Raw genomic sequence first — 15,686 nt, 5'->3', positions numbered from 1 at the left:
GGAACGGGTCTCGTCTACCGGATCAAGTGACGGTTGAGCCTTTCATCATCGCCAAGCAACGCATGGCGATATTCTTCAATCCGATCGTTCGCGGCCGGGTTGAGGTAGTGGATCAGGCTGGCTTCCAAGATGTGGATATCGGCTTCACTGGCGCCGTATTCGACCCAGCTGACATAGATGCCCTGATCGCCGAATTGCTCCCGTGCTTCGAGGATAAAACCCTTCCCCTTGTGACCGCGGCGGCGGCTTCCGGGCCCGGCCACGAGGCGGTCGGCGCGAAAATTGACCAGGTAGCTGGGGATACGCTGTCTCAGCGTCTGTCCCGCTGCCTCGCCAATGTAGAGCACATGGCCAGGCGCAACGGTCTGCACCCCGATCGTAAACGCATAGCAGCCCGTGAAATCGGGAAGGAGGGAACGATCACAGTTGAGTGCGGCAACGTGGATGGGAGTGCTCCATCGCAATTGCGTGAACCAGGGCGGTGCTTCCACAATTCTCTACCTTACTTCAGATAGTCATTTCACCTGCGGCAAGGGGCAGGATATCGAACTCCTCCGGCATCCTTGGCGATCATACCGAAAGATCCATCGTCCTGTGCAACTTAACCTTGAGGTCCCAAGCCCACGCATTCAGGTAGGGCGTAGGATCAAGCAAATCGGAACGGCGTTCATAGTTTCCTTGCGGGACATATGAATATTTCGTGTCGTGTGATTTGTCGGTCAGCACATCGAGGCGTGAGGCGTTCTTGAACATCTCGAAATGAAGCATCGATCCACCGCACTGCACGCCGATCTTTGCGATGGCCTGTCCCTCGGTTACTTGAGAGCCTTTGCTCAAGCCATCCGGAAGCTCCAACGCGATTTCACAATATCGGGCGATGAACGTGCTGTGCTTGACGTCGATCGCATAGGTCGAACTCTGGCATTTGCTCTTTTCATCGGCGTAGGTGACGAACCAATACGGCCCCCGAATGATCTCGCCATCGTCGACGGCAAGAACCCCGGTTCCCGCCGGCCCAATCAAATCGCAGGCCCCGTGCATGGGATACGCGCCGTTACGCCCTGCTCCGAAATGAGTGTTCCGCGAGCCCGGAACATCCTGCCAGGGAACCGAGGGGAGAATTTTGAGAGGAAATGTCGACATGGCTCTATCTCTATGATGATCGGAACGTCCTGCAAGGTACAACCGGAAATAATACTTTGAATATGGAACGAAATCTAAGCTACGTTGCGCAGAGATCTTTTGCAATGGCGAGCGCCCGCGAGTGTGACGAGGGTCACGCTCAGTCGATGAAGGAGATCGCAACTCTCGCCGCGTGGGGTTCTCCTCACCTCGCAGACGACGCGCCGATCGCGCGTCATTCTTCCATGGCGTCATGGAATGAGGCCGCTTTGTCCTTGCGAATAGCTGTATAACCTTGCTCTCCAGGTGGATGAAGAATCACTCTGAACCACTTTGCCTGGCAAGACGGCGGATGCCTCATGGACGTGATCAAATTTGGCGGCTTGGAGCTCACCTTCCTGCAAAGCAAGGAGGGAACTGGCGGCAGCCTGGATCTCTTCGAAATGGTGCTGCAGCCCAACGCCCGCATGCCGGTGCCACACTATCACGAAAGCTGGGAGGAGACCGTCTACGGCCTGAGCGGCATCACGACCTTTACGGTGGCCGGCACGGCCATCGACCTGGCCCCAGGCCAGTCCTTGTTCATCAAACGAGGTGTCGTCCATGGGTTCAAAAACAACAGCGACGCTCCCGCGAAATGTCTCTGCATCCTGACACCGGGTGCCTTGGGGCCCGCCTATTTTCGTGAGATCGCCGCGTTGGCGGCTGGCGGATCGCCGGATCCGGCGCAGATGAAGGCAACGATGCTGCGCTACGGGCTGGTGCCCGCGCCGACCGCGTAGATCCTGGTCGAAGGTTGAGGGCTAAGGGACCGTCGGCGGAAACCCGAACGCCGCCGCCGCATGCCGCAGCCACCACCCGTTCATGGTCACCTCCCGCACCCGATCCTGCGATTGCGCGTGGATCATCGACGTGCGGCTCGTCAGGATGGCCGCATGTTTGGCGATCACGCCGTTCCGCAGGCGGAAGATCATCACGTCGCCCGCGTCGGCTTCCGCCACCGCGATCGGCACCAGATGCCGGGCAGCGGCGGCGAGCATGTGTTCGATCGGGCCCGTTTCACCCCAGTCTGGCGTGTAGGGCGGCGGGACCTCTGGCTCCGCTCCGTAAAGGTCGCGCCAGACGCCACGGATGAGGCCGAGGCAGTCGCAGCCGGCGCCCGCCAGGGCCGCCTGGTGGTGGTAGGGCGTGCCGATGTAGCGGCGGGCGGCCCGCACGATGTCGTCGCGACGGGGCATGTTCATGTTCCGTAGATCGAGCCGCCGCTTTCCCCCAAGGCGCCCTGAACGCCATAGCGCGTCACGACATCGGTGCCGGGGATGAGCGGAAAGCCGCGAAAATTCACGTGGTTGTCGAATTTGGATCTGCAGACCGCGAAGGTCTTGCGGCAGCCCGCCGTGACGGTCGCGGTATCGCCGAGCGCGACCGCGAAGGGCGCCGGCAGCCAGAGTTCCAGGATGTCGGCGCCCGCCGTGCGCAGATGCGCCTTGATCTCGAAGGTGAGGCCGGCATTGGCCCCGGCCGTGAACGCCAGCGTGCCGCCCGAAAACCAGTCCTTGCCATAGCCCGAGAGGCCACCCACCACGATCTGCGCCGTGAGTCCGGCCGTCTGGGCGATGGCGGTGCCGCGATAAGCGGCGGCCGTCAGGTCGATGGCGCAGCGGCTGTCGCCGAGGGTCGCCGAGCAGGTCCGCTCATAGGTCTGGCCGATCTTCTGGTTGAGCCGATTGGCGATCGAGCGAAACTCGGCCGAGAAGGCGACGCCCTGCCGCTTGATCTCGCCGAGATTGCCGGCCGCCACCGTGATCCCCTGGCTCGGATCCGACCAATCGACCCAGAAGAGTTCGACGGCCGCGTCGTCATAGCGCCCGGCCAGGATGTCGGCGTCCGTGATGGCTGCCGACGATAGTGCTCCCTGGGCGTCCATGTTGTCGACCGACAGGCCCAGGCTCTGCTCGATCTGCGACGCGGTGAAGCCGGACGAGGCCGAGAAAGTGGTGCCGGCATAGGTGAGATCGCGGTCGTGTTCGGTGAAACCGAGCACTGCGCCGTCGTGCCGTGTGATGCGCCAGCAATACACGAAGGTGGTGATGCCGCTCGCGAGTGCGGCGGTCATGGCCGGGGGCAGTGTTTTCATGAGGAGGTCTCCCCTTCTCCCGTGAGAACGGGAGAAGGTGGCACGACGAAGTCGTGACGGATGAGGGTTGGCTCGGCGTTGAGGTGGCCCTCATCCGCCCTTTCCGTCCGCTGCGCGGACCCGGGGCACCTTCTCCCGCTTGCGCGGGAGAAGGGCGATACTCGTCACACCCGAATCTCCACGATCGGGATGTTGGGGATTTCGCCGGCCTCGAAATGCGACAAGTCCACTTCCAGGTAGTCCGTGTCGAACCGCACCGGCACATCGAACTGGAACCCGGCCGTGATGGCGGCACCGGCGGCCGGGATGTGACCCGGCACGAAGGTCACGAGTCCGGTCGTGACATCGACCGTGAACCCCGTGCCGATCGTCACCGCCACGCCACCTACGGCGACGCTCACCGTCCCGACGACCGGCTTGCGGATCGGCCGCACATAGGGCGTCAGCCCGGCCGCATAGGTCTTGGTCAGCTGCCAGACCGCCGTCGTGCCATCGCCGGTTCCGATCAGCTGGTCGAGCATCCCTGGGGCCTGGGGCGAGGCGCAGGAGCGATAGTCGAAACGGTCCTTCCAGCGAAAGCCATAGAGGCGCCCGCGCTGCGCTTCGAAGAAGGCCAGCACCGCTTCCAGTTGCGCGAAGCTCTTCACCCCGTAGCCCGCCTGGTACTTGCGCCGCGCATCGGCCCAGAGGCTGTTGCGCTCCTCGGCGCCCGAACGCAGCGTCACCACGTCGGTGCGCCGCTCCGGGCCGCCGCGCGCGCCGAGTGCCACGTCGGTCGGGAAGCGGACCTCGTTGAAGCCGGTCATCAGCTGTTCCTTCCGCCGCGTGCCACGGCGCGGGAGACGAGCGCCGCCATCTGGGCCTCCGAGCGTGCGAAGGACGGCGCGTCGGGCGTCGTCACGTTGAACTGGATCACCTGGGTCGAGCGCTGGCCCCCCTGACCCATTGCCTTGGCCCAGGGCACCACGGTCGCCGGGCCGGCCACCACCTCGGCCCCCTTCTCGCCCACCACGCCCCACTGGCCGGCCCCGATGGTGCCGCCGTCGGCATAGAGGCCGGAGAAGGTCGAGGCCGCCGTGCTGCCGGTGAACAGCGATCCGAGCGCGCCGAAAAGGCCGCCGACCGCGCCATTGGTGCCCGCCGTGCCCAACAGCCCCGCGAGCGGTCCGGAGCCCGAAAGCGCGGCTGAGAGACCCGACTTGGCGAAGCTCGACAGAAGCGAGGCCCCGACATCCCGGAGTTTTTCGCCCTGAAAGATCATCGCCTCGATGCCGGAGGTCAGCGTGTTCGAGCCGTAGCGCCAGGCCGTGTTGGTCGCTTCCTGGGCGGCGCGTAGCTTGGCCTGCGCCACGGCGGCGGCGTCGATCTGTTGCACCAGCGAGGCCGCCGAGGCTTTTTGGGCCACGGTGGCGTCGCTGCCGAGCTTCGTCTGCGCCGCCTCGATCTTGATCTGTTCGGCGATGGCCGCGTGGGCCGCGCCGGTGCTCTGCAGGAGGGCGAGCTGCTGCGACAGCCGGGTCAGCTCGCGACCGGCCTGATCGTCGGTGGAACCCGTGGCGCGCGAGAGGCCGCTCGTGATGTCGAGCGGGCGTCCGGCCGCGAAGGCACTGGCGCGTTGCGACAGGGCGTCGAGCTTGGCGCCGGCGCTGTCGATGGCGCGGGCGAATCCCGACACATCCGCGTCGAACCTATAGGTGAGGCTTCCGGCCACATCAGCCATGCGGGTCGTCCCAAAATCCGGTGCTTTGCCAAAGCCCGAGCCGCGCGTCGAGGGCCACTGCCTCGGCGCGGCTCACGGGTGCGTCGTCGGTGTGGAGGCCGAGCACGAAGCCGCGATGACCCGCCCAGGCGTCGAGAAAGCCGCCCCAGGAGCAGGCCCAGAAGGCCTCCTCGGACCAGGTCAGGCCGCCGAGGGCGAACTCGCGCCAGCGTCGCCAGCGCTCGATCCGTCCAAAGGGCCCTGTTCCCCCGCCTCCCCGGCGCGGGGCGTGAGCTTGAAGCCGAGCGCGCCCATGAGGGCCAGGATGAAGGCTTCGGCTTCGGGCACGGTGGCGCGGGCCGCGATGGCTTCGGCCTCGGCCGGCGGTTGGCCGGTGGCCTGGAGTGCCGCCGAAAGCAGCGTCATCTGGTCGGCCGCCCGGCGCCCGATCACGACGCCGTTGACGACATCCAGAATCGATCGCCCGCCGCAGGCCTCCTCGATACGGGCGATCGTCCCGAGGGTTGTGTCGAAAGCGGAGGGTACACCGCCGATCGTGGCCGAGAACTCGCCGCGCAAGGGATTGGGTGTCATCGATTGTCTCCGGTCGGCTGGCGCGTGGGGTGACAGACGGATCACACGGGCGCTCCCGTGGTCCAGGCCGGCTGGCCGGCGCTCTCCAGCGTCAACGAGGAGGAAATCTCCTTGTCGTAGGGCGCGGATTCGTCGAGTTGGGTGATCACGAAAGCGCCCTGGTAATAGCCCGCGCCGGGATAGACGATCTGGCACGTCACCAGCGTGCCGCCCTCGAAGGCGGTGCGGAAAGCCTGGTAGGCCGTGTCGTTCAACCAGACGAAATCGCTGGCCGAGAAGGTCAGCGATTGCGGGGCGGCGCCGGGCAGCAGTTCCTGCCAACGGCCGGCCGAGTCGGCGCTCGTCACATCCACCTTGGCGGCGGCACGCTTCACCTGTTTCGAACGCAAGCCGCCCGCCGTGACAAAGGTCGAGCCGGTGGTGTTAACGCGCAGCAGTAGGCTTTTGCCCGGGGATGCGGACATGTGGTGCTCCTTTTCTGGGAACCCTTCTCACGCTCATGCGGGAGAAGGGGGATCGTCACGTCGTTTCGTGCCCCGCCAGCGCACTCACCGTCACCACCCCATGCAGGGTCACATCATCCGGGTCGCGGAACGGGCCTCGGGCCGATGTGCAGCGGAGCAGGATCAGGTTGCAGCCGGTCACGCTCAGCGGTTGCATGTGCAGAATGCGACGTACATGCCTCATCACGGCACGGGGGCGGGAGATGTTGGTCGCGAGCGCGTAGCGGTCCCACACGTCGATGTCGAACATCAGAGTCTGGGCTTCGGTGTCGGCCGTCGAGGCGTCGGTGGCGCTCACGAGTTTGAGCGTGACGCAGGGGGTCGTAGGAACCGCCGCCGCCGCGTCGTAGATGCGTTTGCCGACAAGCCCCGCGAGACCGGCGTCGGCCGTGAGCGCCGCGATCACGGCCGTGAGCACGGCTTGCTGGCGGTCCTGCGCGATCATGCGTCGTCTTCCGCTTGGGCGATGGCTTGGGCAAAAGCCTCCGCCATGATCTGCCGGGCCGCCTCGCCGGTTGCCGCGACGGCGGGCCGGAGGAAGGGGCGGGCCGCCATGTGGCGGGTGCCGTACTCCAGTGCGGCGGCAAACGGCGCCGCGACATTGACCATTGCGGTGCCGTCCCCCTCGCGCGCAGTGCCGATCGCGGCGGCGAGCGTGCCGGCGGGATCGGCGGGCGCCGCGCCGGGTGCCGAAGGGCCGGCCGCGCCCAAGGACCGGCGAGCTTCGGTCGCGACCGTCTCGGCGACGCGGTCGAGCGCTGCCTCCGTTGCGGCCTGCAGAGTGGCCGGCAACCCGCCGAGGCGGCGCTTGGCCTCCGTGGGCGTCATGCCGGCACCCCCACGAGCGCGAAAGCCGCTCCGGCCGGATCGGTATCGACCTGCACGACCCGGTAGGTCGCGCCGTCGACTGTGACGCTGTCATCGAGCGCGATGCCGGCCGTGAGCCCGGCGCGCAGCACGGTGAGGTGCACGGCGTTGCGCGGCAGGCCGATCTTGTCCTGCGCCGAGAGGCTTTCGACAAGAACCTTGACGCCACTGTCGATGGCGGTTGCCGTCACGCCGCCGATTCCGTCGTCCGTGAGCGTGGTTTTGTGAAGCACGCCATCGCCGTAGAGCGCCCCGAAGGCCGATCCGAACACGGCCCGCAGGCCGCCATTCAACAAGGACATGGGCACCTCAGGGTACAAGGATCGCGGGCTGGTTGACGGCGAGCAGCGCGAGGAAGCGGCGGCCGTAGCTGGTCTGCGCCAGTGCGGAGCTACCCGCTTTCTCGGAGGTGGGCGCGCGTTCCAGGTGCAATGCGCCCGAGCGCAAAGTCTGGAACCCCGAGGCGCCCGCCGCCCCGAGCGCGGCCTCCGCCCCTGTGCCGAAGCCGTCGAGCGTCAGGACATGGGCGGCGTAGAGCATGATGCCGAGCGGGTAATCGCCCGGCGTCCAGGTGGTGTCGACGCGGGTCGCGGCTTCGGCCAGGACCGCCGCGAGAACATTCGGGTCGATGGCCGCGAAGGCCGGGAAGCGGGTGGTGAGGTCGGTGGGGCTGGGCTGGGACATCTGGGCTCCTTCGAACGCATCGTTCCCCTTCTCCCGTGCGAACGGGAGAAGGTGGCCTTGCGAAGCAAGGTCGGATGAGGGCGACTCGGTGTCGAAGTTTCCCTCACACGTCAGGTTTCGCCGCGACACCCTCTCCCGGAGACGGGAGAAGGGGAGCAGCATCCGCCGACGGCAACGCCGCCAGCGCCTCCGCTTGCATCTGGTCCTCCGCCTCCACCCTCGCCTCGAGACGCTTGCGCATCGCCCGCGCCTCCTTGTCGGGCACGGGGGCGACCGTCACGTCGCCGGCCTCTTCCCAGGCGCGATGCGCCGGGTGGTCGGCGAGGTCGAGGAGCAGCGTCTCCCCGGGATCGACGAGCGCGATCCCCCCTGCCCCCGTGTCGAAGCCGCGCGGGCTCGGCGCCAGGTTGGTGACATGGGCCAGCATGGCTCAGATCCCGTCGTTGTAGCTGATGCCCTTGGGCAGGCGCACGTCGAGCCCGCCCAACCGCATCATGCCGGGGATGATGAATTCCAACATGCGCTGCTGCGGCGGGAAGAATTGGTGCGGCATCGGCATGTGGAATTTCAACACTTGCGGGTCACGCCGATAGGTGATCATCCGGTTGGTGCCGCCGGCCCCCGCGCCCGTCAGCTGCCGCAGCGTGCGAATGGTGAGGGGTTGGCCGGTCGTCGCGGTATAGATGTTGTTGGCCTGCAGATAGCTCAGGATCGTCGTGTCGGCATTGGTCGAGCGTGGCGTTCCGGCGATGAGGCCATATTGGGCGATCGGCAGCAGCACCGTGTCGTGCAGCTCGATCTGCTGGGTGGCCGACCAGGCACCGACGATCGAGTTGTTGACGTCCGCCAGGATCTCGCCGGGCGTTTTGCTGGACCAGAGCGGCGACGAGGCGGCGCCGTTCGGCACAGCCGCCTGCGGCACGCTCGTCTGGTTGACGAGGCCCAGAAAGCCCTTTCGGGTATCGCCGGAGAGCACGACCCTTTCCACCAGTTCCTCGGCGGCGCGCCTCGCTGCGGCGGCCTTGTCGGCGGTCAGGTTCATGCCGGGGATCATCATGGCCTGGTTCACTTCTTCCAGGCTGTAGCGGTAGCCGATTTTGGCGGCCTCCACGGTGGTCTCGTATTTGGTATGCGCGATCTCGGCGAACGGCATGTCGGAAGCATTGCCGTTCATCCAGTCGGCCTGCCCCGCCTGATCCACCGTGAAATACGTGACGGTGCGGGCCCACGGATAGGCTGAGGTATCGACCGGCACGAGGTTCGGATATTGGATATCCGCGTAGCGGATCGCATAGACCTCCTGTTCGATCGACGAGGTTTGGGACACGAGAAACCCGAGGGTCGCTTGGGCATCGAAGCTCGCGGCTGTGCGCAGCATTGGAAACTCCATTGAGAGGCGAGGAATGGCCGTGATTTGCCGCTCCCGCGCGAGCGGAAGAGGGCGAAGCCGGTCAGGGGCAGCGTTCGACTAGGGTCATGGCCTGCGCGGCAGGCCGGGATGTCGAACGGAGGGCGCGACTTGCAAAGCAAGCCGGGGTGAGAGGTGGAGGGCGACCCTGCTCGGGAGGCTCGGTAAGGGCCCACCGGGCTGATAGCCGCCCATCTTACCTTCTGCGTACTGGCCGACATTGCTGCGTGGCTGTCCGGGCCAATCACGCGTCGCCTGCGCAGATTGCAAGGCGAAATCACCGATGTTTGAATCAGGTCTCACATTGCCTGGAAGCGCGCTCTTTACGTCTGGATGGATCCTACCCGCCGCGAGCTGACCCGCCACGAGCCTGGCCATGACGGCCTTCGGCCACAGCCCCGCATAGATCCCCGTCGCCTGCGCCCTCGAGAGCGCGGTCGCGGCCTTGGTGGCGGCGTCCATCTGCCAGAGCGAGCGGAACGTGAAGGTGAGCGCGCCCGGGGCGAGGCCGGCCGGGCCATCAGCAGGCGGTCGAGGCGCTCCAACTGCGGCCGGAGTTCGATCTCCTGCCGGGCCGCGATCATGTCGTAGTAGTTGCGGATATCGTGGTCACCGGTCGAGGACAAGCCGGCAGGGGACTGGCCGAGCAGGCGGGTGACCGGGATGTCGGCGGCCCCGGCCGCGACCTGCAGGAAGGTGCGCACCATCTCGGGCAGGCCGGCGAAGTCGATCCCTTGTCGCGTCCAGGTCTCGCCGTCGCCGAGCAGGAGGAGGTTGTTGAGCGACTTCATGGTCGCGGCGTAGCCGAACCGGGCGGAAAGCTGGGCCGTGGTGGCGGCGTTGCTCAGATGTTCGGAAAGGTCCGGCACGGTGACGACGTCGACCTTGGCCTCGTGCATGAGGCTGGTGGCGCCGGTGGTGGTGAGCGCGACCGCGTGGATGGCGTCGTAGAGCGCGGTCAGCACCGAGTCGGACCAGAGGTCGGCGCCCATCAGGGCCGGATCGCCATAATGGAATTCTATAGGATATATTTATCCTGCGTGACAGAGTGGTAGATTAAGCAAAAATTTATCCTACTCTTGTAAACATATATAAATTGATATGTGCTCTATCTTCATGATTGTAGATTGCATCCGCGCCAGCGTATCTCCCGCGCTCAAAGTGAACTAGCAAAAATTCATCCAAATTACCGCCATCGATGGATGAATCAAAAAAAACGTAGTCTGCAGATTCGTCATCTATATCGATCTGAAAAGATCCGCTAAAATGCGCATCGCCGATAACGTCTTCTGTGATATGGTCGAACGACCAATCAGCTTCGGCAGCCTCCACTTGAGCGATTATGACTTGGTCAGCCTTGCATGTGATCAAAGCTGTTTCGACTGGAGGAGCAATGATAATAGGTTTGCTCATCACGTTGGAGAAATATCCCGCGTGATCGAAGCTAAGATTATCTTGACCTGTTAGCGCACAAGCCGTGTTATAATCTGATTCATATGGGGATTGTGGGCTAGTAGAACCTTTCCCGAACACTCCTTTCCAGCGTATCAAATCCTTACGATTGAGCCCAATGAATGGTCCTCCATACGACGTGATCGTCTTCATCGGGGATAGCCTTTTTTCTTCAAGCTGCTGATAATACCGCCTTGCATATCACTACACGTTCTGCAGTGCGGATATATAAACTGCTCAGAGCCAGCGTCATTGAGCGCGGTAGGAACCTGGTGATCAAGATAGAACTGACCCGATTTTGATCCAGGCTCCTTAGAGCCGCATCTATGACAGCCCCATCTATAACCGGTTTCTGTATTCTGCCGTTGGATCAGAGGAGAGATCTTACCTGAATTTGTTACACGGATAGCCTCACGAGCATATGGCCCTGGTCCTACAATCCCTGGCAGGTCGAGCTGCCGAGCCCATGACGGCAACACTGGACCAGTCGTCTTGGATGTCGAGGTGGACCGCGCTGACGAGGGTACAGGATGTTCAGCGGCTGGTTCAGACAGTAGCGAAATTCCCGCTTTTCCTGGAAGCGGCGAAGTCGAACCTATTGAATTCCGGAGCTGAGGTCCGGCGAGCGGCCGCAACTTTGGAATGGGCTCTGCTTCGGTTGGAGGAGGTGGGTTGCCGGTTGTCGCCTGTTCGATTTCCTTTTCCGGATCGATCTCTGCCGCTTCGGCCGATCCGATCGGATTGAAGAATTGCAAACCGCTGCTGAGCTTCGCGAGAAGGCCGCTGCCGGTGCTCCATCCGGCCCGTTCGCGTGCGCCAGTATGCATTGGGGCCACGCGCGCCGCCGGTTGGATCGTCAAGTTATGTGGATCCGCGGCGGTGGCATGTGTCTTTGCAGAGACTTCCGACTGCTCTGTCGCTGTACCACCCCCCTCGGTCCACCGGCCCTGCGGATCGCGCGGCTGATCCGGGCTGTAATCCCGCACCGGTTGTGGCGAGCTATCCGTCTCCGCTCCCGCTTCGAACGCCGCCGCCGCATCGGGATAGATCCCGTCCTCGGCGAGCTGCCCCGCCACGAGCCTCGCCATGACCTCCGTCGGCCACAGTCCCAGCCCGGCATAGATCCCCGTCGCCTGCGCCTTCGAGAGCGCGACAGCGGCTTGGGTGGCGGCATCCATCTGCCACAGCGGGCGGAAGCTGAAACTCAGCGCCCCCGGCGCCACCCCGGCCGAGGCCAGAAGCAGCCGGTCGAGGTGTTCCAGTTGCGGCCGGAGTTCGATCTCCTGCCGGGCCGCGATCATGTCGTAGTAGTTCCGCGTATCGTGGTCACCGGTCGAGGACAGGCCGGCAGGGGACTGGCCGAGCAGGCGGGTGACCGGGATGTCGGCGGCGCCCGCCGCGACCTGCAGGAAGGTGCGCACCATCTCGGGCAGGCCGGCGAAGTCGATGCGCTGTCGCGTCCAGGTCTCGCCGTCGCCGAGCAGCAGCAGGTTGTTGAGCGACTTCATGGTCGCGGCGTAGCTGAAGCGGGCGGAGAGCTGGGCCGTGGTGGCGGCGTTGCTCAAGTGTTCGCTCAGATTCGGCACTGTGACGACATCGACCTTGGCCTCGTGCATGAGGCTGGTGGCGCCGGTGGTGGTGAGGGCTACGGCGTGGATGGCGTCGTAGAGGGCGGTGAGCACGCTATCGGACCACAGGTCGGCGCCGAGGAGGGACGGATCGGCGAGGGGGTTGCCGAGGAAGCGGATGACGCGGGAGGGGTGGAGGGTGAGGCTCCCGCGCTCGGGCGCGGTGACCTCGTAGGCTTTGGGCTCGCCGAACCAGGGGCTGAGCGGATCGCGTTCGATCTCGGCGACGGCGAGTTGCCAGCGCGAGACGGCATGCAGGAAGGCGATGCCATTCGGGCCGACGTCTCTCGGCCGCAGTTCGGTCATGAGCGCGGCCGGATCGGTCTCGGTGGTGCCGATGATGAGCGCGCCGCCGCCGTAGAGCCGGCCCATGACCATGGCGCGCTGGACGGCGCGGCGCAGGTTAAGGCTGCGCTCGACGCTCTCGATGCGGGATACATCGGCGCGGTCGCCAGCCCATGTGCGCCATTCGCGGACGCAATCGTAGGGCACGATGTCGACGATCTTCCGGGCCAGCCAGTCGCCCCGGTAGAGGCTCTCGATCTGGTCACGGGCGAGGCTGGGGATGAAGAAGGCGTCGCCCGCCTGCTTGTCCTTGCCGGCATTGAGCGAGGCCGCGAGGTTCGACAGGCTGTCGAGCGCCGCGTGGCTGGAGAGGCGATGGGGCATGGGGTCTCGTGAGTCTCTGAACGAGAGGCGAGGCGGTGCCACCTCCCTTCTCCCCGCCAGGGAAGGAGGTGCGCAAAGCGCGGATGAGAGGTGGACGCCGGACGATTGGCGATGAGGCAGACCCCTCATCCGCCTGCCGGCACCTTCTCCCCGCCAACGGGGCGAAGGAGGCATGGGCCGGTGACGTGTTGGTTGGTGTTTCGAAGGCCGAGCCGGCCCTCATCCGTCACGGCTTCGCCGCGACACCTTCTCCCGTTCGCACGGGAGAAGGGGAGAGGGCTCAGCCCAGGCGCAGCCGGGCAAGGCCCGCAATGGTCGTGGTCGAGTCCCACATCCCATTGGCGATCGCGGTGTTGTTCGTCGCCACATTGGTCAGCGCGCCAGCCGAGGTGACATAGGCTGGCTGTCCCGCCGCCACCGCGACTGTGGCATTGACCCAGATGACCCCCTTGGTGAGGACGGCCGCGGTTAGCGTCGCGACATATTGATCGCCGGCGCTCGGCGGCAGGGTCGGGTCGCGCACCGCGATGCCGCGAAAGGCGCCCGAACCGCCGCTCACGGACTGTATCGTGCCGTCGGAGGCGCCCTGCAGCACAGGATCGCCGAAACTGATCGGGTTCGCGGTGGCGGGGTCGACCACGCGGGAGATGACGTTGGTCACCTGCTCGCCATCGGCGATCTGGCCCAGGAAGGCAGCGGCCTGATTGCTCGAGAAAGTGGATTGCACTGCGGGCATCACAAAGCTCCGTGGGTCGGTGCGCCCTTCCAGGCGTGGTTGAGGAAATGGTCCCGGCTGCGCAGGGCGGTCTCCCGGCTTCCCGCGCCGTCCCGGACAGGCGCCGCGAGGTGGCGGGCGAGCGGGTTCTGGCCGGGCGGCCGCAGGGCCATCAGCGTGTCGAAGGCCGCAGCCACGTAAACGTCGCTCCGCTCCTCGACGGGCCTGCCGAGCAGATGCGTGACGACGCCGCGACGGATCTCCGCCGTCGTCTTGCCAGCGGCCAGGAAGCCGGGGCCCAGAACAGAGCGGGCCGCATCGACGACGACGGCCCGCTCGGCGACCCGCGCCTCGATCGCGGCCTCGTCCGAGACCTTGGCGGTGAGCGCCGCGATGGCACCATCCTTGGCCTCGACGCTCAGCTTCAGCCGTTCGAGCGCCTCTGCGCCGGCGGCCGTCGTCTCGATGGCGATGCCGTCGATCGTCACGCGGGTGAGATCGGCGCAGCCGCAGTCCCGCACGGCCGCATCCCCGACCCGGCAGCTGTCGCCGCAGCGCCCGGCATCGACAAGCGCGATATGATTGCCCCGGATGTTCGACTGCACGGCGTCGTAGGGTTCACCGTCCGGCGTCGTGCCCGGCGTGAAGTCGAAATCGGCGTGGTAGCCGTTCGACAACTGCGCTCCGGCCTCGGCCCGCCGAACCGCCTCCGCATCTGTGATGAGGAGGTCGGTCACGACATGCTCGCCGTCCCGCGTCACCTCCGGGCCCGATTGGCCGACCGCATAGCGCTTCCAGTTGCCGGCATCGACCAGGACGGGTGGGTGGTCGTCCGTGACGGGCTTGGCCGCGAAGGACGCGAGGGAGTCGGGATCGAACACCTGGTCGGGCGGGCGGTAGACCCGCACGGTCCCGTCGCGGTCCCAGGAGTCGGGCGCGCCGAGCTCGCCGGCCCGGTAGAGGTGAATCCCGGTCCGTGCAATGCGGGCCCGGACGCGCAAGAACCCTTCGGGCGTGCGGGTGCGCGCCGCAGCCGTGGCAGTGTCGTGGATGAGCATGGGATTTGTCCTCAGAAGGAGCCGCCGTTGCGGAGGGCGTGAGCTCACACCTCGATTGGCGGGTCGCGGGTGAAGCGCCAACCTGTCACGCGTGACGCGTTAGCCGCCTTGGTTGGTGTTCGAGAAGCCGGGCGCCTCGCGTGCCTGCTGGGCTAGGCGGACGCCGCGCGCGCTCGCAATTCACATGACGTCGACTGTCCGGCCAGCTTGGCTCGGTTTGGCCGATGTCGCTCCCGCCTGCATGGATGGCGTCATAGAGGGCGGTAAGGACGCTGTCGGACCAGAGGTCGGCGCCGAACAGCGAAGGGTCGGCGAGCGGATTGCCGAGGAAGCGGATGACGCGGGAGAGGTGCAGCACCAGCGCCCCGCGTTCGGGGGCCGTGACCTCGTAGGCCTTGGGTTCGCCGAACCAGGGGCTGAGCGGATCGCGTTCGATCTCGGCGACGGCGAGTTGCCAGCGCGAGACGGCGTGCAGGAGCACGATACCGTTCGGGCCGACCGCCTCGGGCCGGAGTTCGCTCCTCAGCGCGGCCGGATCGGTCTCGGTGGTGCCGATGATGAGCGCGCCGCCGCCGTAGAGCCGGCCCATGACCATGGCGCGCTGGACGGCGCGGCGCAGGTTGAGGCGGCTTTCCAGCGCCTTGAGGCGTGCCACCGCTTGCGCCTCACCGGCCCATTCGCGCCATTCCCGCACGCAATCGTAGGGGACGATGTCGACGATCTTTCGGGTCAGCCAGTCATCCCGGTAGAGGCTCTCGATCTGGTCGCGGGCGAAGCTTGGGATGAAGAAGGCGTCGTGGGCCTGCTTATCCTTGCCGGCATTGAGCGAGGCCGTCCAGGATTGCCGAGGACAGCGCTAACGGCGAAGTGCCGCTTCGCAATCTGCTTACCAATTCTTGGTCAAGCGTTGTCCGCGCAGCAATCGGTCCCATTTCAGATCAGAAAAGCTGACCTTCTGTCCATCTGAGACAATAAACTTACCTCTTTCAAATCGGGCTAACCGGCCCTATTCACGGACGCGCTTGGATTTCGGCCAGTTTGGCGGCCCGATGCTTGCGGTCGAGGGTCATCGTGCAGCGTGAGGAGCTGTTCAGGATGGCGGCGATGTCGGTGCGGCGCTGGAGGACGTGATGGGTTCGAGCGTGAGGGG

At 65.5% G+C, this 15,686-nt stretch carries 21 protein-coding genes; 1 reads left to right on the top strand and 20 read right to left on the bottom strand.

Going from position 1 to position 15,686, the window contains the following annotated elements; all coding sequences use genetic code 11:
* Positions 1–14: 14 nt before the first annotated feature.
* Positions 15–491 (bottom strand): hypothetical protein, encoded by a 477-nt coding sequence (locus tag M8523_RS23655; RefSeq protein WP_282587372.1) that lies wholly within the window; start codon positions 489–491, stop codon positions 15–17.
* A 79-nt stretch (positions 492–570) separates the two neighbouring features.
* Entirely contained in the window at positions 571–1,143 is a 573-nt protein-coding gene (locus tag M8523_RS23650) for a M23 family metallopeptidase (RefSeq protein WP_282587371.1), read from the bottom strand.
* 338 nt (positions 1,144–1,481) lie between these two features.
* Here M8523_RS23650 and M8523_RS23645 point away from each other — a divergent pair, with 338 nt between their 5' ends.
* Complete coding sequence (locus M8523_RS23645) at positions 1,482–1,904, top strand: cupin domain-containing protein (RefSeq protein WP_282587370.1); 423 nt, start codon at positions 1,482–1,484, stop codon at positions 1,902–1,904.
* Between the two features lie 21 nt (positions 1,905–1,925).
* Here M8523_RS23645 and M8523_RS23640 read toward each other — a convergent pair whose 3' ends face one another.
* The 18 genes from M8523_RS23640 to M8523_RS23555 form a co-directional block, all read right to left on the bottom strand.
* Entirely contained in the window at positions 1,926–2,360 is a 435-nt protein-coding gene (locus M8523_RS23640; protein ID WP_345894287.1) for an NlpC/P60 family protein, read from the bottom strand.
* Positions 2,361–2,362: 2 nt separating this feature from the next.
* Positions 2,363–3,259, bottom strand: a complete 897-nt coding sequence (locus M8523_RS23635; RefSeq protein ID WP_282587368.1) for a phage/gene transfer agent baseplate hub protein — start codon at positions 3,257–3,259, stop codon at positions 2,363–2,365.
* A 164-nt stretch (positions 3,260–3,423) separates the two neighbouring features.
* A complete protein-coding gene (locus M8523_RS23630; protein ID WP_282587367.1) occupies positions 3,424–4,065 on the bottom strand; it encodes a phage distal tail protein, Rcc01695 family in 642 nt (213 codons plus the stop codon).
* Entirely contained in the window at positions 4,065–4,979 is a 915-nt protein-coding gene (locus tag M8523_RS23625; RefSeq protein ID WP_282587366.1) for a phage tail tape measure protein, read from the bottom strand. Before M8523_RS23625 ends, M8523_RS23630 begins: the two co-directional genes overlap by 1 nt.
* A 180-nt stretch (positions 4,980–5,159) precedes the next feature.
* On the bottom strand, positions 5,160–5,552 hold the full coding sequence (locus tag M8523_RS23620) for a GTA-gp10 family protein (RefSeq protein ID WP_282587365.1): 393 nt from the start codon (positions 5,550–5,552) through the stop codon (positions 5,160–5,162).
* 41 nt (positions 5,553–5,593) lie between these two features.
* The gene (locus M8523_RS23615) at positions 5,594–6,016 is read right to left on the bottom strand and encodes a phage major tail protein, TP901-1 family (protein ID WP_282587364.1); all 423 of its coding nucleotides are present in this window, start codon (positions 6,014–6,016) and stop codon (positions 5,594–5,596) included.
* Positions 6,017–6,071: 55 nt separating this feature from the next.
* Positions 6,072–6,500, bottom strand: coding sequence for a DUF3168 domain-containing protein (locus M8523_RS23610; RefSeq protein ID WP_282587363.1), 429 nt, complete (start codon positions 6,498–6,500; stop codon positions 6,072–6,074).
* A complete protein-coding gene (locus tag M8523_RS23605) occupies positions 6,497–6,883 on the bottom strand; it encodes an HK97-gp10 family putative phage morphogenesis protein (RefSeq protein WP_282587362.1) in 387 nt (128 codons plus the stop codon). Before M8523_RS23605 ends, M8523_RS23610 begins: the two co-directional genes overlap by 4 nt.
* Entirely contained in the window at positions 6,880–7,224 is a 345-nt protein-coding gene (locus M8523_RS23600; protein WP_282587361.1) for a hypothetical protein, read from the bottom strand. Before M8523_RS23600 ends, M8523_RS23605 begins: the two co-directional genes overlap by 4 nt.
* 7 nt (positions 7,225–7,231) lie before the next feature.
* Positions 7,232–7,606, bottom strand: coding sequence for a DUF4054 domain-containing protein (locus M8523_RS23595; protein WP_282587360.1), 375 nt, complete (start codon positions 7,604–7,606; stop codon positions 7,232–7,234).
* A 103-nt stretch (positions 7,607–7,709) separates the two neighbouring features.
* A complete protein-coding gene (locus M8523_RS23590) occupies positions 7,710–8,033 on the bottom strand; it encodes a hypothetical protein (RefSeq protein WP_282587359.1) in 324 nt (107 codons plus the stop codon).
* Positions 8,034–8,036: 3 nt separating this feature from the next.
* On the bottom strand, positions 8,037–8,984 hold the full coding sequence (locus M8523_RS23585; RefSeq protein WP_282587358.1) for a DUF2184 domain-containing protein: 948 nt from the start codon (positions 8,982–8,984) through the stop codon (positions 8,037–8,039).
* A gap of 353 nt (positions 8,985–9,337) precedes the next feature.
* Positions 9,338–10,006, bottom strand: a complete 669-nt coding sequence (locus M8523_RS23580; protein WP_282587357.1) for an anti-CBASS protein Acb1 family protein — start codon at positions 10,004–10,006, stop codon at positions 9,338–9,340.
* Positions 10,007–10,082: 76 nt separating this feature from the next.
* A complete protein-coding gene (locus M8523_RS23575) occupies positions 10,083–10,619 on the bottom strand; it encodes a hypothetical protein (RefSeq protein ID WP_282587356.1) in 537 nt (178 codons plus the stop codon).
* Positions 10,616–12,763 (bottom strand): DUF1073 domain-containing protein, encoded by a 2,148-nt coding sequence (locus M8523_RS23570; protein WP_282587355.1) that lies wholly within the window; start codon positions 12,761–12,763, stop codon positions 10,616–10,618. Before M8523_RS23570 ends, M8523_RS23575 begins: the two co-directional genes overlap by 4 nt.
* A 280-nt stretch (positions 12,764–13,043) precedes the next feature.
* Entirely contained in the window at positions 13,044–13,499 is a 456-nt protein-coding gene (locus M8523_RS23565) for a structural cement protein Gp24 (RefSeq protein WP_282587354.1), read from the bottom strand.
* On the bottom strand, positions 13,499–14,536 hold the full coding sequence (locus tag M8523_RS23560) for a DUF2213 domain-containing protein (RefSeq protein ID WP_282587353.1): 1,038 nt from the start codon (positions 14,534–14,536) through the stop codon (positions 13,499–13,501). The genes M8523_RS23565 and M8523_RS23560 overlap by 1 nt, the downstream gene beginning before the upstream one ends.
* An 85-nt stretch (positions 14,537–14,621) precedes the next feature.
* Positions 14,622–15,296: an anti-CBASS protein Acb1 family protein gene (locus tag M8523_RS23555; protein ID WP_282587449.1), complete on the bottom strand. Its 675-nt coding sequence runs from the start codon at positions 15,294–15,296 to the stop codon at positions 14,622–14,624.
* Positions 15,297–15,686 lie beyond the last annotated feature (390 nt).

Origin of the sequence: Lichenifustis flavocetrariae (assembly GCF_026130545.1) — a bacterium.
GTDB lineage: Bacteria > Pseudomonadota > Alphaproteobacteria > Rhizobiales > Beijerinckiaceae > Lichenihabitans > Lichenihabitans flavocetrariae.
Note: the sequence above shows the minus strand (reverse complement) of the source record. Positions and strands in the feature narration are given on the sequence as shown.

What these genes read in the sequence shown, in the direction of transcription:
- M8523_RS23605 (WP_282587362.1), bottom strand. Translation starts at nt 6,883, where the DNA reads ATGACGCCCACGGAGGCCAAGCGCCGCCTCGGCGGGTTGCCGGCCACT.
- M8523_RS23615 (WP_282587364.1), bottom strand. Translation starts at nt 6,016, where the DNA reads ATGTCCGCATCCCCGGGCAAAAGCCTACTGCTGCGCGTTAACACCACC.
- M8523_RS23650 (WP_282587371.1), bottom strand. Translation starts at nt 1,143, where the DNA reads ATGTCGACATTTCCTCTCAAAATTCTCCCCTCGGTTCCCTGGCAGGAT.
- M8523_RS23645 (WP_282587370.1), top strand. Translation starts at nt 1,482, where the DNA reads ATGGACGTGATCAAATTTGGCGGCTTGGAGCTCACCTTCCTGCAAAGC.
- M8523_RS23600 (WP_282587361.1), bottom strand. Translation starts at nt 7,224, where the DNA reads ATGTCCTTGTTGAATGGCGGCCTGCGGGCCGTGTTCGGATCGGCCTTC.
- M8523_RS23570 (WP_282587355.1), bottom strand. Translation starts at nt 12,763, where the DNA reads ATGCCCCATCGCCTCTCCAGCCACGCGGCGCTCGACAGCCTGTCGAAC.
- M8523_RS23610 (WP_282587363.1), bottom strand. Translation starts at nt 6,500, where the DNA reads ATGATCGCGCAGGACCGCCAGCAAGCCGTGCTCACGGCCGTGATCGCG.
- M8523_RS23625 (WP_282587366.1), bottom strand. Translation starts at nt 4,979, where the DNA reads ATGGCTGATGTGGCCGGAAGCCTCACCTATAGGTTCGACGCGGATGTG.
- M8523_RS23580 (WP_282587357.1), bottom strand. Translation starts at nt 10,006, where the DNA reads ATGGGCGCCGACCTCTGGTCCGACTCGGTGCTGACCGCGCTCTACGAC.
- M8523_RS23590 (WP_282587359.1), bottom strand. Translation starts at nt 8,033, where the DNA reads ATGCTGGCCCATGTCACCAACCTGGCGCCGAGCCCGCGCGGCTTCGAC.
- M8523_RS23565 (WP_282587354.1), bottom strand. Translation starts at nt 13,499, where the DNA reads ATGCCCGCAGTGCAATCCACTTTCTCGAGCAATCAGGCCGCTGCCTTC.
- M8523_RS23575 (WP_282587356.1), bottom strand. Translation starts at nt 10,619, where the DNA reads ATGAAGACGATCACGTCGTATGGAGGACCATTCATTGGGCTCAATCGT.
- M8523_RS23585 (WP_282587358.1), bottom strand. Translation starts at nt 8,984, where the DNA reads ATGCTGCGCACAGCCGCGAGCTTCGATGCCCAAGCGACCCTCGGGTTT.
- M8523_RS23560 (WP_282587353.1), bottom strand. Translation starts at nt 14,536, where the DNA reads ATGCTCATCCACGACACTGCCACGGCTGCGGCGCGCACCCGCACGCCC.
- M8523_RS23595 (WP_282587360.1), bottom strand. Translation starts at nt 7,606, where the DNA reads ATGTCCCAGCCCAGCCCCACCGACCTCACCACCCGCTTCCCGGCCTTC.
- M8523_RS23640 (WP_345894287.1), bottom strand. Translation starts at nt 2,360, where the DNA reads ATGCCCCGTCGCGACGACATCGTGCGGGCCGCCCGCCGCTACATCGGC.
- M8523_RS23620 (WP_282587365.1), bottom strand. Translation starts at nt 5,552, where the DNA reads ATGACACCCAATCCCTTGCGCGGCGAGTTCTCGGCCACGATCGGCGGT.
- M8523_RS23635 (WP_282587368.1), bottom strand. Translation starts at nt 3,259, where the DNA reads ATGAAAACACTGCCCCCGGCCATGACCGCCGCACTCGCGAGCGGCATC.
- M8523_RS23630 (WP_282587367.1), bottom strand. Translation starts at nt 4,065, where the DNA reads ATGACCGGCTTCAACGAGGTCCGCTTCCCGACCGACGTGGCACTCGGC.